At 33.7% G+C, this 21,036-nt stretch carries 22 protein-coding genes and 1 pseudogene; 19 read left to right on the top strand and 4 right to left on the bottom strand.

All coding sequences use genetic code 11. The features are described from left to right. The first annotated feature begins 144 nt into the window (after positions 1-144). The 9 genes from ACR65M_RS02545 to ACR65M_RS02585 all read left to right on the top strand — a co-directional run bounded on the left by ACR65M_RS02545 (position 145) and on the right by ACR65M_RS02585 (position 10,049). The gene (locus ACR65M_RS02545) at positions 145-1,314 is read left to right on the top strand and encodes an MFS transporter (RefSeq protein ID WP_440272470.1); all 1,170 of its coding nucleotides are present in this window, start codon (positions 145-147) and stop codon (positions 1,312-1,314) included. A 178-nt stretch (positions 1,315-1,492) separates the two neighbouring features. After that, on the top strand, positions 1,493-2,011 hold the full coding sequence (gene paiA, locus ACR65M_RS02550; RefSeq protein ID WP_440272471.1) for a spermidine/spermine N(1)-acetyltransferase: 519 nt from the start codon (positions 1,493-1,495) through the stop codon (positions 2,009-2,011). 79 nt (positions 2,012-2,090) lie between these two features. Continuing rightward, positions 2,091-2,708, top strand: a complete 618-nt coding sequence (locus ACR65M_RS02555; RefSeq protein WP_440272502.1) for an alpha/beta hydrolase — start codon at positions 2,091-2,093, stop codon at positions 2,706-2,708. A gap of 308 nt (positions 2,709-3,016) precedes the next feature. Next, the gene (locus ACR65M_RS02560; protein WP_440272472.1) at positions 3,017-3,922 is read left to right on the top strand and encodes a hypothetical protein; all 906 of its coding nucleotides are present in this window, start codon (positions 3,017-3,019) and stop codon (positions 3,920-3,922) included. A gap of 33 nt (positions 3,923-3,955) precedes the next feature. Further along, positions 3,956-4,354 (top strand): VOC family protein, encoded by a 399-nt coding sequence (locus ACR65M_RS02565; protein ID WP_440272473.1) that lies wholly within the window; start codon positions 3,956-3,958, stop codon positions 4,352-4,354. Between the two features lie 188 nt (positions 4,355-4,542). Beyond that, the gene (locus tag ACR65M_RS02570) at positions 4,543-4,953 is read left to right on the top strand and encodes a GNAT family N-acetyltransferase (RefSeq protein ID WP_440272474.1); all 411 of its coding nucleotides are present in this window, start codon (positions 4,543-4,545) and stop codon (positions 4,951-4,953) included. Positions 4,954-5,197: 244 nt separating this feature from the next. Further along, the gene (locus tag ACR65M_RS02575; protein ID WP_440272475.1) at positions 5,198-5,479 is read left to right on the top strand and encodes a toxin-antitoxin system YwqK family antitoxin; all 282 of its coding nucleotides are present in this window, start codon (positions 5,198-5,200) and stop codon (positions 5,477-5,479) included. 347 nt (positions 5,480-5,826) lie between these two features. Further along, positions 5,827-8,430 (top strand): phosphoenolpyruvate synthase, encoded by a 2,604-nt coding sequence (gene ppsA / locus ACR65M_RS02580; RefSeq protein ID WP_440272476.1) that lies wholly within the window; start codon positions 5,827-5,829, stop codon positions 8,428-8,430. 506 nt (positions 8,431-8,936) lie between these two features. Further along, positions 8,937-10,049 carry a diguanylate cyclase domain-containing protein gene (locus tag ACR65M_RS02585; protein ID WP_440272477.1) on the top strand — a complete coding sequence of 371 codons (1,113 nt, stop codon included), beginning with the start codon at positions 8,937-8,939 and terminating at the stop codon, positions 10,047-10,049. A gap of 70 nt (positions 10,050-10,119) precedes the next feature. Here ACR65M_RS02585 and ACR65M_RS02590 read toward each other — a convergent pair whose 3' ends face one another. From ACR65M_RS02590 to ACR65M_RS02600, 3 genes are all read right to left on the bottom strand, one after another. Continuing rightward, positions 10,120-10,632, bottom strand: a complete 513-nt coding sequence (locus ACR65M_RS02590; RefSeq protein ID WP_341331230.1) for a DUF3189 family protein — start codon at positions 10,630-10,632, stop codon at positions 10,120-10,122. 11 nt (positions 10,633-10,643) lie between these two features. Further along, positions 10,644-10,925: a hypothetical protein gene (locus tag ACR65M_RS02595; protein ID WP_341331231.1), complete on the bottom strand. Its 282-nt coding sequence runs from the start codon at positions 10,923-10,925 to the stop codon at positions 10,644-10,646. A gap of 87 nt (positions 10,926-11,012) precedes the next feature. After that, positions 11,013-11,207 carry a hypothetical protein gene (locus tag ACR65M_RS02600; RefSeq protein WP_440272478.1) on the bottom strand — a complete coding sequence of 65 codons (195 nt, stop codon included), beginning with the start codon at positions 11,205-11,207 and terminating at the stop codon, positions 11,013-11,015. A 617-nt stretch (positions 11,208-11,824) separates the two neighbouring features. On the opposite strand from ACR65M_RS02600, the gene ACR65M_RS02605 reads away from it, so the two are divergent. Together ACR65M_RS02605 and ACR65M_RS02610 are read left to right on the top strand one after the other, a co-directional pair. Then, on the top strand, positions 11,825-13,510 hold the full coding sequence (locus ACR65M_RS02605) for an MFS transporter (protein WP_440272479.1): 1,686 nt from the start codon (positions 11,825-11,827) through the stop codon (positions 13,508-13,510). 378 nt (positions 13,511-13,888) lie between these two features. Further along, positions 13,889-14,547 (top strand): annotated as a pseudogene (locus ACR65M_RS02610) (HAD family hydrolase). Between the two features lie 899 nt (positions 14,548-15,446). Here ACR65M_RS02610 and ACR65M_RS02615 read toward each other — a convergent pair. Then, positions 15,447-15,998, bottom strand: coding sequence for a helix-turn-helix domain-containing protein (locus ACR65M_RS02615; RefSeq protein ID WP_121448077.1), 552 nt, complete (start codon positions 15,996-15,998; stop codon positions 15,447-15,449). Positions 15,999-16,096: 98 nt separating this feature from the next. On the opposite strand from ACR65M_RS02615, the gene ACR65M_RS02620 reads away from it, so the two are divergent. The 8 genes from ACR65M_RS02620 (at position 16,097) to ACR65M_RS02655 (ending at position 20,698) form a co-directional block, all read left to right on the top strand. Further along, on the top strand, positions 16,097-16,822 hold the full coding sequence (locus ACR65M_RS02620; RefSeq protein ID WP_121448076.1) for an AzlC family ABC transporter permease: 726 nt from the start codon (positions 16,097-16,099) through the stop codon (positions 16,820-16,822). After that, positions 16,819-17,142: an AzlD domain-containing protein gene (locus ACR65M_RS02625; RefSeq protein ID WP_121448075.1), complete on the top strand. Its 324-nt coding sequence runs from the start codon at positions 16,819-16,821 to the stop codon at positions 17,140-17,142. The genes ACR65M_RS02620 and ACR65M_RS02625 overlap by 4 nt, the downstream gene beginning before the upstream one ends. A 110-nt stretch (positions 17,143-17,252) precedes the next feature. Continuing rightward, complete coding sequence (locus ACR65M_RS02630) at positions 17,253-17,435, top strand: DUF2187 family protein (RefSeq protein ID WP_121448074.1); 183 nt, start codon at positions 17,253-17,255, stop codon at positions 17,433-17,435. A 180-nt stretch (positions 17,436-17,615) separates the two neighbouring features. After that, the gene (locus tag ACR65M_RS02635; RefSeq protein WP_440272480.1) at positions 17,616-18,398 is read left to right on the top strand and encodes an alpha/beta fold hydrolase; all 783 of its coding nucleotides are present in this window, start codon (positions 17,616-17,618) and stop codon (positions 18,396-18,398) included. Positions 18,399-18,636: 238 nt separating this feature from the next. Beyond that, on the top strand, positions 18,637-18,996 hold the full coding sequence (locus ACR65M_RS02640) for a VOC family protein (RefSeq protein ID WP_341331236.1): 360 nt from the start codon (positions 18,637-18,639) through the stop codon (positions 18,994-18,996). A 28-nt stretch (positions 18,997-19,024) separates the two neighbouring features. After that, positions 19,025-19,486, top strand: a complete 462-nt coding sequence (locus tag ACR65M_RS02645; RefSeq protein ID WP_440272481.1) for an NUDIX hydrolase — start codon at positions 19,025-19,027, stop codon at positions 19,484-19,486. Between the two features lie 106 nt (positions 19,487-19,592). Continuing rightward, entirely contained in the window at positions 19,593-19,949 is a 357-nt protein-coding gene (locus tag ACR65M_RS02650; RefSeq protein WP_341331238.1) for a cupin domain-containing protein, read from the top strand. A 272-nt stretch (positions 19,950-20,221) separates the two neighbouring features. Next, complete coding sequence (locus tag ACR65M_RS02655) at positions 20,222-20,698, top strand: CarD family transcriptional regulator (protein WP_341331239.1); 477 nt, start codon at positions 20,222-20,224, stop codon at positions 20,696-20,698. Positions 20,699-21,036: the final 338 nt, after the last annotated feature.

The following is a 21,036-nucleotide window of genomic DNA, read 5'->3' on the forward strand; positions in this document are numbered from 1 at the left end:
AATGATTAAGCTATTCTTTAATATATTCATAAAATGAAAGGTGTTAATCTCGCATTTTTGTTATACTTTGGATGCAAACGAAAAATAGATTGTTAGATGTTAATCGTCTGAAGGTTGGGCATAAGGAAATATGGAGGCAATTACGTGCGTAAAAAAATATTTTTTATTTTTATCATCTATTCTACCTATATCAGTTTAGGCTTACCGGATTCACTTTTAGGAGTAACCTGGCCTGAAATGGTGGAAGATTTTCGAGTTACATATAGTGCAGCTGGTGTCATCTCAATGATGATGGCCATTTGTACGGTTATTTCTAGTTTACAAGCAGTTCGATTTACGACAAAAATTGGAACCGGTAAACTAGTATTAGCAAGTGTATTGCTTAGTGTAATAGGTTTGATTGGTTTTGGGTTTTCACATAATTTTTATTTGGTAATACTTGCAGCATTACCTTTAGGTTTTGGAGCTGGAGCGATTGATGCATCTGTAAATGATTATGTGGCTGTTAACTTCAAGGCACATCATATGAACTGGTTGCATGCTTTTTGGGGAGTAGGTGCAACGTCGGGCCCAATTATTATGGGTGTAATGTTAAATAATGAATTTTCGTGGAGAAGCGGGTACTTGGTTATTGGTGGCATTCAATTGCTACTAGCCATCATTCTCTTCCTGTCACTTCCTCTTTGGAAGCAAAATGAAAAAAAGGTATCCAAAGAAACTGAAAAAAGTACTAGTTCTTCTCGAAATGTTTTAAAACAGACGGGAGTAATCTTATCTTTATTATCTTTCGTATTTTATGTTGGACTAGAAGGAACTATTTTTTTATGGGGGAGTAGTTACTTGATCGACGTGAAATCGTTATCGGTAGTGAATGCAAGTTTCATCATATCAATGTTTTTTGCAAGCGTAACAGTGGGAAGAATAATTTCAGGATTCATAACTTTTTGGTTATCCAATCAAAAGCTGTTGTTGTTAAGCGAAATATCTCTACTTATTGGAATTCTTATTGTTGCTTTTGGTACTGATATAGTATTATACTGCGGTTTTATCCTTATTGGTCTTGGGTGTGCTGCTATTTTTCCAACAATGATTCACGAAACACCAAGAAGATTTGGTGAAGGTCATTCGAGTGCAATTATAGGATATCAAGTAGCTGCAGGTTATGTTGGAATCACTGTATTACCACCTTTATTAGGAACAATTTTTCAAGGGTACAGTATGAATGTATTTCCTATATTTCTAATCGTATTTACTCTGATTCTTGTTGGAGCAACCATTGTTATAGAAAAAAGGAGCACTGAGAGAGAATATTAGATTTAAGGATTTTGAAACTATCCTGTTTGTGTATTGGATGTCTCAAACTAAATAGGAAAGAGGTAAACAAGACGATCTATCTGGTCGTCTTTTTACATGGGAATTTTCAATCGTATTTTTGGAATATTATGTTAGTATGGAAGAGTGATTGATTTTTTAAAAGGGGAGAAATAACTTAATGTCAATTCATATTAAACAATGTAACCTAGAAGACTTACAGACACTTCAAGAAATTAGTTGTGAAACATTTAATGAGACGTTTAAGGATCAAAATTCACCCGAAAATATGAATGCTTATTTGGAAAAGGCCTTTAACCTAAAACAATTGGAACAAGAATTATCCAACATGTCATCGCAATTCTATTTTGTCTATTTTCAAAATGAACTCGCTGGATACTTGAAGGTCAATACTAATGATGCTCAGTCGGAAGAAATGGGGAATGACTCACTTGAAATCGAGCGGATTTATATAAAGAACAAATTTCAAAAACACGGTCTGGGTAAATATCTATATAGTAAAGCGATTGAAATTACGCAGGAAACGAATAAAAAGAAAATATGGCTAGGCGTTTGGGAAAAGAATGAAAATGCGATTGCTTTTTATAAGAAATTAGGGTTTGTTCAAACTGGCGCTCACTCTTTTTACATGGGTGATGAGGAACAAACGGACTATATTATGACAAAAACACTCATGTAGTGGGGTCAGCGAAGTGAGATGAGATACATAAAAAGAAAAATTGGGCAATGAGTATATAAAAAACTTTGGGAGTGTGGAAATGATGACTAATAAAATAAGTGGTTCTAAAAATATTCCTTATAGATTAATAGAACAAAGTGATGAAACAGATCGTTTAGTTATTGTCTTACCAGGGGCTGGTTACACAACACAAGCTCCATTGTTACACTTTACAACAGGGGTATTTTACTCGAAAGGCTTTGATGTATTACACATTAACTATCAATTTAGCAGGCAAGAAATGGCTGCTCTAAATGAAAAGGATTTCGCAAATGATGTACAACAAACAATTGAAAACGCAACCAAGGGCAAAAAATACAGTAAATATTATGTTGTGGCAAAATCAATAGGTACGATTGCGTTGAGCAATTTGCAGGATCATCCAACGTTAAAAGAAGCAAAACTAGTGTGGTTGACGCCATTACTACAAAGAAGCGACGTATTTAATGCAATGGTTAGAAGTGAAAATAAAGGACTGTGTATGATTGGAGATAAGGATAGTTGTTACATTGAAGAACGCTTTAAAAAATTGAAAAACAACCAAAATCTTATATTAAATGTAGTGGAAGGTGGAAATCACAGTTTAGAGCTTGATAACGAACCAATTAAATCTATAGAAATATTAAAAAATATCATTTCCACAATAAATGATTTTTAAAAAATTACCTCATCTTTGCGAGTAATGTGGGTGGATAAACGAAGAAGTAATTAAAATGTCTTGAAATATATTAATCAAACTACAAAAAGATTAAAACGATAAGCTGGTTGTGGGTGGAATTGCTGGCATAGCAATTTGTAGTAGTTTTGACGGGAATGAAGTATTTTCAGGCTATGCTGTAATGTTAGGAATGATAGTATAATTATTAAGTGCGGTTTTTTTCAATAAAACTTAATACACCGAGATAAAAAATAGTTTTACAGATCGGATTTCGATCAAAGAGTTTTCCTACTAGAGAGGGGGGCAAAATGGCATCTATTGTATACTCAGTTCTATTAGTTGTTAGTTTTATATTTTTAGTACTGAAAAAGAGTGAAGCAGAATCCTATTTTCCGTTGAAAATAATTGGATACTTTATATTAGGTTCATTTGCTTTTAATTTCAATCAAATTCCACTTCCTCTAGGGTTTATCGTGTACCTGATATTTTTTCGACCTTCGTTAAACATAGATATAAAACGATTGGCAGCTATATTCGGTGTACTCTCATTTATCCTGGTCCATTGGATATTGCCAATTGCCAATCAAGAATGGCAAAGCCGCCCACTATTTATCGAACATAAACTTGGTTCAGTGTATACGATGAACTTTAAAAATGAATATGAACTTATTAAGCAAAAATTAAAGCTAGAGAACCAAAATTTCAGGCTTGAGGATTTTAGAGTAGAGTATCTTAAAGATGGTAGGATCACAGACTTAAGCTGGCAGCTACCCAGACAAAATGGCAATAGTTTTGTCCTTTATCAAATTCGATACGATATTAATAAGAGTAGGTATCAAGTTACGAATAGTAAGCTTGATACCTGGCTCCAATACAATCGATTGATTGATGCTGAACATTTCTTTGAAAATTTGGATGTTCTTGATATTAAAGATATTACTCATTTAAAGGGTGACTTTTCCTCCTATGTGATCCGAAGTACAGGAGAACGAACGAATTTTGCAGTAGAAAACGGCACTCATTATTTCTTATTAAATGGAGAAATACAAGTATTAGATGATGAAAGGTTACCAGTTGAAGCCTATTATATCTCAACATTTGCAATGAAGAAAACGGGAGAAAAAAGAGATGATCAAGGAAATCTAAGAGAAGAAAGTTTCGAAGGTACCATCTCATCTGATTATCTATTTGATGTAAAGTTTCGTGAGGAATGATAAAAACTAGAAGACGCATAAGGGGAGCTATATATGGCAAAGGGGTTACTTCATCATATTGAAATATATGTTTCAGATTTAAGTAGGACAGTAGACTTTTGGGGATGGTTTCTAGAAGAATTAGGATACTCATCTTTTCAAGACTGGGAAAATGGACGAAGCTGGAAAATGGATGAGACATACATAGTTTTTGTCCAAGCTGAGGACAGATTTTTAGATATTCCGTATCATCGATGCCGAGTAGGACTTAATCATCTGGCATTTCATGCAAGTTCACGGGAGCACATAGATGAAATGACAAACAAATTAAAAGAAAAAGGAATAACTATTCTTTATCCTGAAAATCACCCTTTAGCTGGAGGAAAGGATCACTATGCTGTTTATTTTGAAGATCCTGACCGAATTAAGGTAGAACTTGTGGCTCCAAGATAGTGATTTAAACAAGGTGTATTGTTTCAAGAGGATATACTCTAAAAATGGAATAGTAAGCAGGAATAGTGTAAGCAATGTCGAAGTAGTAATATGACAACATCCGGTAACATTCCATAAGGAGGCATAAGACAGTGGATAAATTATGGATCAACTCTTCAAAATAATAAATTTTTGAGGAGGAAAAATGAATGACGATAATTTTTAAGAATAATAAAAATATAAATAGAGAACAAGTTGAACGTTTATATAATGATGTAGAATGGTATGCTTATACACAAGATTTAGATGTTCTTCAACAGGCAATTGAACAATCGTTAGAAGTAGTATCTGCTTGGGATGGCGAAGATTTAGTTGGATTAATTCGTATAATTGGGGATGGATTAACAATTATCTACATTCAAGATATTCTGGTGTTAAATGCTTATCAAAATCGAGGAATAGCTACTCAATTGGTACAACAGATTCTGGAGAAATATAAAAGTGTTCGTCAAAAAGTATTATTAACTGAAGAAGCTCCAGATGTAAGACATTTTTATGAGAAAAATGGTTTCCAATCTTGCGATAAGGGATCTTTAGTGGCATTTGCTAAGTTAAATTAGGTGATTAATTCAGAGATTTGTATAATCTTGTATACAAATAAAATACAATTAAACGTTGCATCATATTTTGGTGCAGCGTTTTTTCCTTTCAGAAGGAGGTGCTTTTAATATAAAAAAATACTCACTTTTATTTATATCAAGTATTTGTGGGGGAAGGATAACTATAGAAGAAAAAAGGCTACTGTTTAAATGATTTTACATCATTTTTTTAGAAAAAAGCCTTTTATATGATTGGAGGAAAGACATGAAAAATGAAGATTGTGATTTAAAAAAACCAAATGGTGTAAAGGAAAAGAAACTGGAAGTAATTGATGGATACACAATAAAGTATCATGCAAACGGAAAAACAATATGGTCAAAGGGTAAAATGAATGAAGATACGCCTGAAGGCTATTGGGAATGGTATCGTTCAGATGGAACAATAAAGCGTTCAGGGTATTTTGAAAAAGGTGATCCAGTTGGTGAATGGGTCACCTATGATAGCAAAGGTGAAAAATACAAAACCACCAATCGTAATAAAAAATAAAAAAGTAAATTATGTTCTTTTTTCATAGTTATCTTGCTGTTAATTTGAATAGCCTAAAACAGTTAAAGGGTAGGTTTCTTTAAGAAGATATCACAACTAATCTTGCGATAAGGGTTTTTTGGTTGCATTTGCTAAGATGAATTAGGGGATTATTAAAGATAGTTAGCGTTGCATCATAAAATGGTGCAACGTTTTTTAGATTGTTTACCAACAATGAAGGGTTAATTGCATTTTTATGTACTCTCCCTACTTTAATTATAACATTTATAAAACCTTTATTATAGACTTTTTCTTTACATATACTACTGCTACAATCAATAGACATGAAAAGTAAGGAGAGATGTTGTATGAGTTCATTGGTTCTCGATTTTCAGGAAATGAATAAAACACAGTTTATGCTCGTTGGTGGAAAAGGTTTTAATTTAGGTGAATTATCAAAAATGGAAGGAATACAAGTGCCAGAAGGGTTTTGTGTCTCCACTGTGGCATATCAACAGATCATTGAGCAAAACAATAAATACCGGGTTTTGTTAGAGAAACTTGCAAAACTTGAAATTGATGATCGAGATCAAATTGCTGAAGTTAGCAGGAAAATTCGCCAAGTTATCATGGAAGTCGAGATTCCACTCAATCTTGTAGAAGATGTTACTCATTATCTCCTCTCTAAGCATGGAGATGAACATGCTTATGCAGTACGTTCTAGTGCGACTGCTGAAGATTTACCACATGCCTCTTTTGCAGGTCAACAAGACACTTATTTAAATGTCATTGGCAAAGATGCAATCCTGCATTATATCAGCAAGTGTTGGGCCTCTTTATTTACCACTCGTGCAGTTATCTACCGAATGCAAAACGGATTTGACCACAGCCAGGTGAGACTAGCAGTGATCATACAACGAATGGTTTTCCCTCAAGCATCCGGAATATTATTTACCGCTGACCCCATAACTTTTAACCGTAAGATACTTTCAATTGATGCCAGTTTTGGCCTTGGAGATGCTCTGGTTTCAGGATTGGTTTCTGCGGATTGTTATAAAGTAAAGGATGAAAAAATCGTTGATAAGATGATTGCAACGAAGAAAGTGTCCTGCAATGTCTTAAACGGAGGCGGAACAGAGATTCAGCAAATCGATCCAGAAAAGCAAAAAGCACAAACACTTACTGATCAACAGATTTTACAACTAGCGCGCATTGGACGAAGGATTGAAGCTTATTTTGGAAGTCCACAAGATATTGAGTGGTGTATAGTTGAGAATACCTTTTATATCTTGCAAAGTCGTCCAATCACTACTTTATATCCGATCCCTAGTTCAAATGATGAGGAAAATCATGTCTATATATCTGTTGGTCATCAACAAATGATGACCGACCCGATTAAACCATTGGGATTGTCTTTTTTTCTATTAACGACTTTTGCCCCAATGCGTGTAGCTGGTGGAAGATTGTTTGTTGATATCACACATCAACTTGCAACTCCTGTAAGTAGAAACAATTTATTAAATGCGATGGGTCAACACGATCCGCTCATGAAAGACGCAATTATGACCATTATTGAGCGTGGCGATTTTATCAAAACGTTGCCAGATGATAATCATGCACCGAGTCCCACTAAAGGCAAATCAGATAGGCACGCACAAGTTGGAAACAATCCTTCCATCGTTTCTGATTTGATTATGCGCAGACAAACATCCATAGAAGAGTTAAAACAAAACATCCAAACGAAATCAGGATCAGATTTATTTGATTTTATTTTAAGTGATATTGATGTATTAAAGAAACTTTTATTCGACCCACAAAGTTCATCTGTATTTATGACTGCTATACATGCATCATCATGGATCAATGCTAAAATGAACGAGTGGTTAGGTGAAAAAAACGTAGCAGACACACTTTCTCGATCGGTACAAAACAACATTACTTCGGAAATGGGTTTGGCATTAATGGATGTTGCAGATGTGATTCGCCCTTATCCAGAAGTAGTTGAATATTTACAACATGTAAAAGATAATCACTTTATGGATGAACTGGAAAGGTTTGATGGTGGACAGAAAGCTAGAGAAGCTATCTATGCTTTTCTCAACAAATACGGTATGCGATGTGCCGGAGAAATTGATATTACGAAGACAAGGTGGACTGAAAAGCCACTTACAATAGTCCCTATGATTCTAAGTAATATCAAAAACTTTGAAGCTAAAGCTGGCAAGCGGAGATTTGAAAAAGGGCAACAGGAAGCCCTAAAAAAAGAACAAGAATTAGTAGAACGATTGAAGCAATTACCGGATGGTGAACAAAAGGTTAAAGAAACAAAACGAATGATCGACCTAATTCGTAATTTTATTGGTTATCGGGAATATCCAAAATATTTTATGGTAAATCGTTATTTCATATATAAGCAAGCTCTAATGAAAGAAGCAAAACAACTTGTGCAAAAGGGTGTCATTTATGAAGAAGAAGATATCTACTACCTCAGTTTTGAAGAACTACAAGAGGTTGTACGCACGAATACACTAGATTACCAAATCATCAGCAAGCGAAAGGGTGAGTACAAATTATATGAAAAGCTAACACCACCTCGTGTTATTACATCTGATGGTGAAATCATAGCAGGGAAGTACAAACGAGAGAATCTGCCAGCTAAGGCAATTATCGGTTTACCAGTATCTGCAGGTGTAATAGAAGGTCGCGCTCGTGTCATTCTTAATATGGAAGATGCCAATTTAGAAGATGGAGATATATTAGTCACAGCTTTTACGGACCCTAGCTGGACACCTTTGTTTGTATCCATCAAAGGCCTAGTAACTGAAGTCGGTGGGTTGATGACACATGGAGCCGTTATTGCACGAGAATACGGATTACCAGCAGTGGTAGGAGTTGAGAATGCTACTAATAGAATTAAAGATGGGCAACGAATTCGCGTGCATGGAACAGAGGGATATATCGAAATACTATAATCGTTTTAGTTGAATTTTGCAGCACACATACAACTTTATACAATCAAACGGCCGATTTTCCAATGTGGAAATCGGTTTTTTTTGACTATGTTTTCACAAATTTTTTTCTAATCCATTGTTAGACCAACCCTTACCCTAACACCTGTTTCCTAGAGAAATAGGAAACGTATCGCAGTACTAGAATGACTTTCCGTAGAATAATTAGAAAAGTTATCCATCCTCATTTAGGTATAAAAAGTTAAAGTATATAACATTCCTTCTCTATTATTATGTAGGATTATCATTTTGTTAAAGCTAAATTATAAAAGGAACAGTTCATCGAAAAAGTAGGAAGCTATTCCTAGTTTAAATATGAAATTAGGAATAAATATAGGAATCATTGGTAGTCGACTCGTTTTTATTACTGAGGTTATAATGTTAGTACTTCACATAAGACTTCAATGGAAAAATGCTGATTAATGAATGGTGTTTTTTCTATTGGCCCGACAATCGAAGGGAGTTAATAAATGGAACTGTTTGCTAAAAGGATCATTATAATCTCAATATTAATTATGTTAATTTCAATATTTGATTTTTTGGATAATACAATCATAAGTATATTACATCTTGAAGATGAGGGAATATTTGAATTAATGGTGGATTTTTTCAGCCCTATATTAGAAGTTTCGTTAATGTTTTGGGCTTTGTTAACAGGTAAGAAAATTATTAGTAAAACACAAGAGGAAGAAGAACAGTATAAACGTTTAGTCCAATTATCTCCTGAAGCTATCATAATTCATGATAAAGGGGAAATCCTCTTTATTAATGAAAGTGGTGCAAACTTACTTGGTTCGAATTCAACAAATGAACTAATCAATCGGGACATAAGTGAGTTTGTTCATCAGGATTCAAAAGAACTCATAATAAATCTAAAAAAGCACTTAGATCAATTCCCCAATAGTGAATTTAATGAGCAAGTGAAAATAAAGAGAGTGGATGGGGCCGTAGTGGATTTAGAATTTAAATCGACTATGATTGATTTTAAAGGACATTTGGCACGAGAACTAATAGCAAGAGATATAACGATACAGAAGAGCGAAATTGAAAATGTAACGCGATTAGCATATGAAGATGCATTAACGGGTTTACCTAATCGAAGAGCCTTCATGGATCAACTCACCCGATTGTTAAAGTCTTCTGAAAAAGAGAATAAAATGTTTGGGGTAATGTTTATTGACTTGGATGGCTTTAAGCAAGTGAATGACACCCTTGGTCACGATGGAGGGGATATCCTTTTAAAACAAGTTAGTGATTATTTTAAGAAATGTGTAGCAGATAAAGGTATTGTGGCAAGGTTAGCTGGAGACGAGTTTATGGTCTTGCTGGATAGTGCAAATCAAGAAGAGAGTACATTGGTTGCAAATCGTATCATTGAGAGTTTCAATTCTCCAATCATTATACTTGGAAAAAGAGTTAGAGTCACATCAAGTATAGGAATAGCCCTATATCCACAACACGGTCTAAATGCTACCGAATTAATTAACCGTGCTGATATGGCTATGTACCAGGCAAAACAACAAGGGAAAAATAAATATCAACTATATAATCCATATAGTTTAAATGAGATTGATTTGTATTGAAAAACAAACCATACGCTACATCAGCGTATGGTTTTAATAATGTATATTTCCGAAGAAAAAGAGGTGTTTCTTACGCCTGAAACTTTTTGTTGTCAATTGAAATAATTTGTTCGTTTGCATGTTTTGCGATTTCTTTTGTTTCTTCAACTAGTTGTGAAATATGAAGACAACTTTGTTGCGCCCCTTTGACTAGGAGTGGAACACCTATCGAGTTAATTCCTAGTCCTCTCGAGAAAAAACCGCCCATTGTCATCGCAAAAGGGACAACGGGTGAAGTATTCGAAAAAATAATTTCCTCATTAGTATTATAGCGATTTACGATGATCTCACTGAAGTGATAAAGAGAAGGGAGGACGAGTTTTGATGAACGTCTTCCAAGTGTATACACACGATTCCCCTCATCATCTTCACCATGGAAAATGAATTTTCCTGCATCTTTTTTCTTAAGTTTGTTAAAATAAGGGACTGCTAATATCTCATCTTTTTCTAAAATCCTCGTAGGGTCATTGAAGATTTTAAGATGATAAGCAGCTGCTAGCGATGTGGAATGGGTACCACCGAAATCATGATAAATAAATAGCATATAATATCACCCTATTTTTCTGTTTGTCTGTAAGCTTTTATTTGGGTTTTTAAAGAGGCATAAACCCCGACAGCTGCATTACCATAGAAAAAGCCCATAAATATTCCCTCCAAAAGGTGATGGCGATGAGCGAAAAAAATCGAAATAATTAAGCCGATCACATTTGCAACAGTAGGAATAAAAGCCTTACGAATTGGTAGAAGCCACTTACAAATTTGAGTCAAGATAACGACTAATGGTACTGAAATAAGAGCATCCCAAACGTTTGTATGGATAGTAGGAAAGTTCTCCAATATCTAATTGCACCTCTTTTATAATGAACATTTCTTGATACTATTGATAGCGTTGAAAAAATGAGGGGAAAATTCCCCTAGCCTAGTCTACTTATTTTTTTCCTTTTCTTTCTTATCGTCTTCTTCATCACCCACTTTTAATTTGATATTCTTTTCACTGTTTTTATCATTTTGAGTGTGAATCTTTGATTTATTATCGGATTCTTCTTTGGGCGGAGCACATCCAATAAGCAATAGAACTGTAATAATCACATTAATAAAAAGTAAAAATTTCTTTTTCATGATAATTCCCCCAGAGGATATTAAATAGGTTTAATCAAATCCTATTAAATACAGTATCCAAAAGAAGAATAAATAAACTTCAGTATGAAAAAATCAGGTGTGAAGAAAAATAAGTTGAATTCTTTAACGTTTATGAAAGAGGGAGGTCGGTTAACCACCGTATTGTATTAAGGAAATATAGATTGCGTTTCCTTTTTTTGGAGTTTGCGAATTGTTTCATACTGACAATCTATGAAAAAGCATACGCATTTCATTTTTACGTATGTCTTTATCGCATTTTTAATAAAAAAAAATACATAAATGGATACTAATTACATTTTTGGCCTCTTTTAATATCATTTTTACCTTTTTTTGGATGTCATGAATGGAATCATATTGCCAATCTATGAAAAAGCATACGCAATTCTATTTTGCGTATGTTTTTGTCGAACTTTTATTAATAAACCATATGCAAATAGATATTAATAACACTTTTGGTCTCTTTTAATATTTTGTGAAAGACATCATACTGCGCATCTATCTAAAAGCATACGTAAACCATTTTAAGTGAGTGGAAAAAAGAAACTTTTTATTTAGTTATTCGTATAGATAGTAATGAATATTTGAAAGGAGTCTATATGGAATCAATATTATTATTTTCAGTTATTATAGGATTGGCTTCAACACTTATCCTCTTTCCATTTTTAAGAAATACGAACACGAAGGAAAAGGAGAAAAAGGCTAAACCCCAAACTGGCCTTCTCGTGTTAAGCTCGGTTTTATTTACCACTCTTATATTTCTTTATTTCTATTTGACGAATCTTGATCGTAATTTTCCTTCAGTTTGGCTATTAGCCCTTCTTGTTACCGCTGCTGGCGCATTCTTTGCAACCGGGATTGAAAGAGTTGTAAAGGGAGCATTATTTGTAGGCAGTCTTCTCTTTTGTATTTATTTAGGAACGGCTTTCCTCATTAATGCGGATGAGAAATATGAAATTGCCAGCATGGCGCAGGAAACGGAGATTGAAGTGTTTGATGAAACAAAAACACCGGCAAGTGTGCCACCACAGTTTGCGCGAAATAAAATGAAAAAGGCCTTTGGTCAAGTTCCAGATACAAGTTATTATGAGTTAGGAAACTTGCAAATCCAAAAGGTAAACAACAAGTATGTGTATATAGCGCCTATCGAATTTTCGGGCTTTTTCAAGTGGTGGAAAGGGGATACGACACCTGGATACTTCACGATTAGTGCTACGGATTCTACTGATAATCCAAAGTTTGTGAAGACAGAAATGTCTTATACGCCATCTTCTTATTTTCATAAAAATCTTGAACGCCATATGCGAATGAAATATCCAAATATGATCTTTTATGGGGAACCTCAATTGGAAATCGACGAGGAAGGGAAGCCCTTTTATATTCGCTCATATGGGGAATTTATTTCGGCACGAAATGGTTTTGAAGTAGAAGGAATCGTCCTCGTAGACCCAGCTTCAGGTAAAACAGACATGTATGCTTTAGCTGATGTTCCTTCATTTATTGATGGAGCTGTATCTCCAGAAGTGGTTAGCTTGCAAAATAGCTATTATGGAAATTATGTGAATGGTTTTTGGAACAGCAAGTTTGGAAAATCTGACGTAAAACTTCCATCAGATGAGGGGACGGAAGCAAATGTAAGTCCGATTTTTGATGAAAATGGGGATATGTATTATTTCACTGATTTTACTAGTCCGAAAGAAGGCGTTGACTCGATGCTTGGTTACTCCCTCACGAATTCAAGAACGGGAGAGGCCACTTATTATACGGGTAACTTACAAGAATCATATATGGATTCACAAGGTGCTCTTCAAATTATTGAAAAGAAATTCATAGAAAAGAAATGGGACGGTGAAATGCCTATTCTCTATAACTTTTATGGAGAGGCAAGCTGGTTAACTCCAGTACTGGATGCGAATGGATTTTTACAGAACTATTTTATCGTTTCAGCTGCTAATCCGGAAATTTCCGTGTACGGTAATACGCCAAATGAAGCGTTAAAGCTGTATAAAACAGCCTTACAACGTGGCGGAGGAACGGTTGACGGAACATCGGAAGCAGCAGAAAAACAAGTGAGCGGGAAAGTTGTCCGGGTTTATAAGGAAAAGGGAGAAAATGCTACGATTGTTTACTTTTTATTAGATAATAACAAAAGTTACGTGATCTCATCTGAAAATAGCCCAAAGGCGATCTATTTACAGGCAGATGATACCGTGAATGTGACATACCTTGATACAGGTGAAGACTTTTTACCAGCAAAAACTCTTGTGATACAAGGATTAAATTAATATTGATGTGAAAATAGTGTCGGTCATTGATGGCCGGCGCTTTTTGTTGTTTGTGCTTCTAGAAGGATTAATGCATTTTTTGTTGAAATTATAAAAAGAACGGAGCAATATGACTTAAAAAGGTGAGCACTATTTAAAATTTGATATTAATAGAATTGAGGCACATAAACGAAACCTAGTTTCTGTGAACTTTTGTCTTACTTTATAGTGTTTTACATAATGAGGTTATCTATTGATTCAAAATATAAGACGAAAGATATGAAGTTTAGCTAAACAAATAGCTATAGATGCCAAAATTAAAGGTTTAAAAGTTTGTTGTAGTTGTCTTATTTATATATAAAGGGGAAGATGTAAATAGGTTTGACACGTTATCAGGCAATGCTTTTTGATTTAGATGATACCTTACTTAATAGGGATAAAGCTGTAGATAACATGTTTTTACTGATCTTAGAAAAGTATTATGAGGATGTTAAAAATATTGCCCGAAACGAAATGTTAACAAAATTTAAAGAATATGATAAAAGAAGTTATGGCTATGGTGATAAAACTATTGTTTTTGAATCATTTTTTGATGAATTTACACCAAAATATAGATTACCACGTAACGAAATTCAAGATTTTTGGAATCATCATTTTCCTCAATGTTTTACTTTAAATCAAAATACGATAAATATCATAACGTATAAAAGATTATGTTAACGTTGGAATTATAACTAACGGCTCAACTCAGAGACAAAAAGCTAAAATAATGAACACTCATTTAAATAGTTGTTTTGATATGATCATTATTTCTGAAGAAGTGGGATTGAGTAAACCAGACAAGCGCATATTTGAGTTAGCATTAAATAAGCTTAATGTGCCTCCAGAAGCCGCATGGTGATGATATAAAAAAAGATATTGGTGGGTGTCAAAATGCTCATTTAAAGGGAATATGGTTTAATCCTTTAATGGCTAAAAATGAAACTGAAATAGAACCATTTGCCGAAATTACTTCTCTTGATAGATTATTAAATTATTTTGTTAAAGGTTTATTTTAATGGATTGTTATGGTAATCAAGGACTTAGCAACTCTGGATTTAAAGAAATAACAAATAAAATGTAAAATTTTGGGATAAACTCTTACTGAGATTAATCATTGAGTGAGGGGTAAAATGCGAAAGAAACGAAAAAATACAAATATGCACGTCATTTTGGTGTTTAGCATAATATTGTTAACTATCTTTAGTAAATCTTGGCGTGATATTCCAAAGTACTATAAAAATATGGTATATGTTAGTTCACTTAATGCACTATATTATTTTCTATGTAGAAGACATCTTGTTTGGGAATTTATTCCTAACGGCATAAACTGGTTCTTAATAAGAATGGTACATATAATTATTGTAACTCCGTTAGTAGTACTTGTATTTTTGAGCAAGATGCCTAGTGGGCGGTTTGAGCAATTAATCTACTATTTACGATGGATTACAGTAAGCTTTGCGGTTGAATACTGTATTCAGAAAAAACACCTAATTCTTTATGGACACGGCTGGAATGTTTTTTGGTCAGGATTCTTGTACGTTAAGATGTATTTGTACAGTCATTTATTTACGACACGCCCTTTATTTACGTTATTCCTATCTTTGTTTTCAACTATTTTTTTTATTATTAAATTCAAAGTTCCTTTAAAAATGAAACACCTCTCAAGTTTCTTTGAACCATTAGTTGATCTATTTTACCATACAACTTTACAGGGTTTATTGACAAAGAAAAAACTATTCTAATTGTGCGATGGTTTTGCTTTTTTGTAACAGCACATTTTAACTAGCGGGTACGGATCCTTCAAAAGGAAAAGTGCCTTTTTTGTTGAATTTTTAAACTATCGAAGCACCAGTTGAAATAGAGTTGCGTAGACGATACGCAACTTTTATCAATTTTAACCAGAATTACATCCAAGTCAGTCGGGATAATAGATAATTGTATAGAATCGGACCAGTTCTTCTGAAGAATTAATATAAATGTGTTCAGTATTCGCATTAAATTTAATTGTTTCGTCAGGATTTAACTCAAACTTCTCCCCATGAATTTCCAGAGTAAGCGTTCCACGTTGTAATAGTACATACTCCTCACCTGTATGCTTTTCAGCTACATGTTTAAAACCAGGTTTTAAGTCTACAGCGAATATTTCAAACTTTTTTTCTGGATGAAAAGGGAAGATTGAATACACGAAATAATTTCCATCATCATCAATGACTGGATTAAGTTCATTCAATTTTATTTTTTCAATTTGTGGTTTTTCATTTTCCTTTAAAAATCCTGAAAAAGAAACTTGCAATCCGTTTGCAATTTTCCAAAGAGTGGTGACAGTTGGATTTGATTTTCCATTTTCAATTTGGGCTAACATTGCTTTGCTAACCCCAGTTAGTTCTGACACGTTATCTAAGCTCAGTCCTCGCTTTTTTCTCAAATTGGCAAGATTATTCGCAATAACCTCTTGAATGAATTCCATTAAAAAACTCCTTGACTCTTTTTTCTATTCATTATAACATACATTTAAACATCATAACAGACACGTGTTTACTATAGCATACATAAGGTGGTGTAACGTTGAACCAATTAGCAAATGAAATAACGTTTGAAAAAAATCTCCCATCATTTTCTCAAGGAGTAAAAGACTGCGTTCCAACTTTAATTGGGTACATCAGTATAGGAATTGCGATGGGCATAGTTGGGGCAGCGTCCAATCTAAGTATATTAGAAGTTGCTTTATTATCGATCTTAGTCTACGCTGGTGCAGCACAATTTATCATTTGTGCTCTACTTGTATCAGGAAGCCCTTTTTCAGTCATTGTATTTACAACTTTTATTGTGAATTTACGTCATTTTTTATTAAGTATGACGATAGCACCGAGCTTTAAAAATTATTCTCTTTTAAAAAATATTGGGATTGGAACCCTTTTAACAGATGAATCATTCGGAGTTGCGGCCAATAAGATTGCAAAAAGAGAAATGATTAATGCAAGTTGGATGAATGGATTGAATCTAACAGCTTATTTTTTCTGGATTTTGTCATGTACATTAGGTGCTGTTTTCGGAAAATGGATTTCAAATCCGGAAGTTTTAGGATTGGATTTTTCATTAACGGCGATGTTTCTAGCATTACTTGTTTTACAATTAGAGAGTATGGAACATAGTAAATTGAAGTTTTATCTATTGCTTATTACCTATGTTGTACTCTCGATGTTGGTACTCTGTATGTTTATGCCTTCCTACATTGCGATTCTATTATCGACCATAATTGTTGCGACGATTGGGGTGGTGAAGGACAAATGAGTTTGAATGTATCGATATTATTAATCATATTAGGTAGTGCGATTGTCACTTTTATTCCGAGAGTTGTTCCATTCATTGTTATAAGGAAAATAGGACTTCCCAAAGTTGTAATCAAATGGCTTTCATTTATCCCTATTTGTATTTTTACCGCACTGATCGTTGATAGCTTTATTATTGAAGATGAATCATTACTTTCAATTGACTGGAGAGTTCTTGCAGCAATTATACCAACTCTCATTGTAGCTATATGGACAAAGAGCTTATCAGTTACAGTTATTGTAGGAGTTGTCTGTATGGCTACAATAAGATTTGTGTTTTAATGAAGCTGAGTTTTTTGAATCAGGGTATTGCTATAATTGATAAAACTTATTCTTAATTGTTGCTGCATTTTTTTATCCTTACTGAAAATAATAAGTTCGGAGGTGTTAATATGGCAACTGCTAAAATCGGGGACAATATTTCATTTAATCGTGATGGGCAAAGTTATAAAGGAACAGTTACGGTTGTACGAGAAAATTCTGTTATTGTTGAGTATGGTTACAATGAAGAAAAAGACGAACCAATTTCAACTATAGTCAATCATAAAAATTATAAAATTACGAAGGCAACGTAGTAAACAATTGTATAGAGTAACGGGTAGCGATAGTCCAAAAGGATTATCGCTTATTTTTTTTCAATTATACTCTTCATTTATCTCCGACGATTGACAAGCGAATAGCGAATAGGTAGGTATTCACCTATGTTTACCCAGATGAATATCTTATTCGTATAGCTTTTTTAGGGGGAATCAAGTGTGGGTTATTACGTTACTGTGGAATCAGGTGTAAAATTATATATTGAAGATATTAATCCTGAAGGCAGCAAGACAATCGTATTTCTGCATGGTTGGCCGTTAAGCCATAGACAGTTTGAGTATCAATTTGATGTTCTGCCTTTCATGGGTTACCGCTGTATCGGAATTGACTGGAGAGGTTTCGGAAAGTCGGATAAGCCAATAAGTGGATACAATTTTGACCGTTTGGCCGATGACATACGTACAGTAGTTGATGTCCTTCAATTAGACAATTTTACTCTTGTTGGTCATTCTACGGGCGGAGCAATTGCGATTCGGTATATATCCCGACATAATGGTAACGGGGTATCTAAGCTTGTCCTAGTTGATGCTGCAGCTCCTGTAGGCTTTACCACAGAAACTGCGACAAAATTCCTTACTCAAGGGCTAAATGACCGTCCTAAGATGATGAGAGAAGTGACAGAAAGCTTTTTCTTTCAATATATAACAAGTCCATTCTCTGAGTGGTTTTTTCAAATGGGCTTAGAAGCAGCAGGCTGGTCAACAGCAGCGATCATTATTACATTAAGAGATGAAACGCTTTATGCAGACTTAAAAAAAATATTTGTCCCTACTTTAATTGTTCATGGTGTTCATGACAAAGTGATTCCATTTGCACAAGCTCAGGAACTAAGTCAAAAAATAAAAAACGCACAGCTTGTTCCGTTTCATTACAGTGGTCATGGTGCTTTCTGGGAAGAACGTGAAAAGTTTAACCAGCTATTAAGGCAATTTATTGGTTGATTCATCCTTATTTAACTTACAAATGTAAGTTTACTTGAAGTCGAATTTTAAACGAATAGGTGCGTTAATCCGAGAAGGATTAAGGCACTATTTTTTTGAAATTTTTGTCGTTCTTTTTTAATAAATGGGGTGAGTTTAGTTGAAAAAAGAAAAATTAGTAATATAGCAGGTGAATTATGGTACTAGGTGGAATTATTGTTAATGAATAAATAAATCGAGAATAAATGGAGGAGTAATGATGAGTCAGGTTTGTGTTATTGGGATTTATGTTCCTAATATTCAGGAGGCAATTGACTTTTACACCATAGTTTTAGGCTTTGAAGTTAATAAAAAATATGGTCCTAAAATTGTAACACTCGTTCAAGGAGATCTACCCATCGTATTAGAAGAATCAGAAGAGGCATCATATATTAATAATCCTAAACCTTCAGGAGTAGTTTTAGGATTAAAAACGGAAGACATTCATCATACAGTTGATCTGTTAAAAGAACATAAAGTTGATTTCATTGTTGAAGAACCAACAAAATGTCCTCCGGGAAAATATATTAGTTTCAGAGACCCATTTGGTAATGTATTAGAGTATCTGCAATTTGATTAATTCAACCAGTCTTTTGGAGGATTATGATATGGAATATTATAAATATCTGAGACTGTATGTAGGCCATAAACCTATTATTTTACCTGGTTCGGTTGTTATCATTATAAATCAACAGAATGAAGTGTTATTGCAAAAAAGAAAAGATGGATATTGGGGATTACCAGGAGGCCTAATGGATTTAGGTGAAAGTTTTGAAGAAGTGGCAAAAAGAGAGGTTTTCGAAGAAACAGGCTTAGTAGTTGAAAACCTAAAATTACTTAATGTTTTCTCTGGTTCTGACCATTATTTTAAAGTGTCAAATGGGGATGAATTATATTCAGTAACAGCTGTTTATTATACGAAAGATAGCAGTGGAGAATTGAAGATAGATTATAGCGAATCTGAAGAAATGCAATATTTTTCACTTAATAATCTACCAAGTAGATTAACAGTTGAGTATAGAGGATATATTGAGCAATACATAAATTGTGTAAAGGTAGATTTTAAGTAAACATAGTGATCATACTAAAGGATTATTGCTTATTTTGAGGTTAATATAACAGTACTTACTATATGTAACATTTATTGAATGGGAAAATAAATTCTGGAGGTACATAATGGAAATTTTTAAGTTTAGTAAAGATAGTGGTATGAAAATATCAAAGTTCAATTCGGATTTTGTGATGTCCCGTATTATTCAAACTGAAAAAGCAACTCATGTAGGTTACATGTACTTAGAAGAAAACGGAATTATAGGCTATCATCAAGCAGTAGTACCACAACTTCTTTTAATCTTAAATGGGGAAGGGGATGTACGTGGTGAAAAAGAAGAATATATCAAAGTTCAAGCGGGAGACGCTGTTTTTTGGGAGAAAGATGAATGGCATGAAACCAAAACGGATACAGGATTAACCGCTATTGCTATTGAAAGTGAAGAATTAAATCCTTCATTATTTATGCCATTTAAAAAATAAACTAATGGTTGCCATTACTGAATTAGGCAGTCGCTTTTTCTGTTACTTGCGCAGTAAGGTTTTTATAGATTAAGAATATTTGGGTTAATAGAGTTTCAGAATAAATGCGAGAAAATTAACCTTCCCTCAATTGGTAATTCGACACGATCGTATTGTGTCTTTTTTTGTGATTTTTTTAAGGAGAATCAGTTGACAGGTAAAATAAAATTATGATATTATTAAAAATTTGATTAAAAAATCTATGTGTGTTAAGGTTAAGAAGGTTACCATATATGGAGGTGGGTTATTTGTTTCAAATTGGCGATAAAATAGTTTATCCAATGCACGGAGTAGGTATAATTAAAGCCATAGAAGATAAGGAAATCTCAGGGGAAAAACAACAGTATTATGTTATAAAAATGTTAATAGGTAATATGCAAGTCATGATTCCAACAGGTAAGACCTTGAATTTAAAAATACGCCATGTTACTGACATAAATGCATTAACACACATCATACACATTTTTCAGCATGGAGAAACAGACAGATTTCAAATGTGGAAGCAAAGGTATAAAGTGAACACGGACAAAATAAAAACGGGTAAAATAGAAGAATGTGCTGAAGTCGTACGTGATTTAATGCGTATGAAGAAAGAAAAAGAACTAAATGCAAGTGAAAAAAAGATGTTACTAAACGCACGTGAATTTTTGATGAACGAATTGGAATTAATTAAAGGAATTACTGAAAAACAAATAAAAAGTTTCTGTTAATGTTTAATTAAAATAATGTATTACAACTCCCGAAAATATCCTGTTTTTTTGGGAATATGTTTCCTTTTGAAAGTAAATCTTTCAAAGACATTCAACTTCTCCAACTCACCTTTAGAGCATTAACCTCTTTTTTTATTTCTGCAATTTAATCCATTTTTATTATTTAAATTACTTTTACGAACTATAATGCTACAAATAACTCGATAATACTGCACTCGATTTTTTTGCGATCCTGATTCACACTGGCACGGACAAGGAGCCGTAAGGATGAAAGAGAGGTAGGGCTTTCATTGTTTTAGGTAAGCAAATAATATTGCTTCTCTTCTTTTCATAAAAGA

This window comes from Ferdinandcohnia sp. SAFN-114, assembly GCF_059415045.1.

What these genes read in the sequence shown, in the direction of transcription:
- paiA (WP_440272471.1), top strand. Translation starts at nt 1,493, where the DNA reads ATGTCAATTCATATTAAACAATGTAACCTAGAAGACTTACAGACACTT.
- ACR65M_RS02555 (WP_440272502.1), top strand. Translation starts at nt 2,091, where the DNA reads ATGATGACTAATAAAATAAGTGGTTCTAAAAATATTCCTTATAGATTA.
- ACR65M_RS02560 (WP_440272472.1), top strand. Translation starts at nt 3,017, where the DNA reads ATGGCATCTATTGTATACTCAGTTCTATTAGTTGTTAGTTTTATATTT.
- ACR65M_RS02565 (WP_440272473.1), top strand. Translation starts at nt 3,956, where the DNA reads ATGGCAAAGGGGTTACTTCATCATATTGAAATATATGTTTCAGATTTA.
- ACR65M_RS02570 (WP_440272474.1), top strand. Translation starts at nt 4,543, where the DNA reads ATGACGATAATTTTTAAGAATAATAAAAATATAAATAGAGAACAAGTT.
- ACR65M_RS02575 (WP_440272475.1), top strand. Translation starts at nt 5,198, where the DNA reads ATGAAAAATGAAGATTGTGATTTAAAAAAACCAAATGGTGTAAAGGAA.
- ppsA (WP_440272476.1), top strand. Translation starts at nt 5,827, where the DNA reads ATGAGTTCATTGGTTCTCGATTTTCAGGAAATGAATAAAACACAGTTT.
- ACR65M_RS02585 (WP_440272477.1), top strand. Translation starts at nt 8,937, where the DNA reads ATGGAACTGTTTGCTAAAAGGATCATTATAATCTCAATATTAATTATG.
- ACR65M_RS02590 (WP_341331230.1), bottom strand. Translation starts at nt 10,632, where the DNA reads ATGCTATTTATTTATCATGATTTCGGTGGTACCCATTCCACATCGCTA.
- ACR65M_RS02600 (WP_440272478.1), bottom strand. Translation starts at nt 11,207, where the DNA reads ATGAAAAAGAAATTTTTACTTTTTATTAATGTGATTATTACAGTTCTA.
- ACR65M_RS02605 (WP_440272479.1), top strand. Translation starts at nt 11,825, where the DNA reads ATGGAATCAATATTATTATTTTCAGTTATTATAGGATTGGCTTCAACA.
- ACR65M_RS02615 (WP_121448077.1), bottom strand. Translation starts at nt 15,998, where the DNA reads ATGGAATTCATTCAAGAGGTTATTGCGAATAATCTTGCCAATTTGAGA.
- ACR65M_RS02625 (WP_121448075.1), top strand. Translation starts at nt 16,819, where the DNA reads ATGAGTTTGAATGTATCGATATTATTAATCATATTAGGTAGTGCGATT.
- ACR65M_RS02630 (WP_121448074.1), top strand. Translation starts at nt 17,253, where the DNA reads ATGGCAACTGCTAAAATCGGGGACAATATTTCATTTAATCGTGATGGG.
- ACR65M_RS02640 (WP_341331236.1), top strand. Translation starts at nt 18,637, where the DNA reads ATGAGTCAGGTTTGTGTTATTGGGATTTATGTTCCTAATATTCAGGAG.
- ACR65M_RS02645 (WP_440272481.1), top strand. Translation starts at nt 19,025, where the DNA reads ATGGAATATTATAAATATCTGAGACTGTATGTAGGCCATAAACCTATT.
- ACR65M_RS02650 (WP_341331238.1), top strand. Translation starts at nt 19,593, where the DNA reads ATGGAAATTTTTAAGTTTAGTAAAGATAGTGGTATGAAAATATCAAAG.
- ACR65M_RS02655 (WP_341331239.1), top strand. Translation starts at nt 20,222, where the DNA reads ATGGAGGTGGGTTATTTGTTTCAAATTGGCGATAAAATAGTTTATCCA.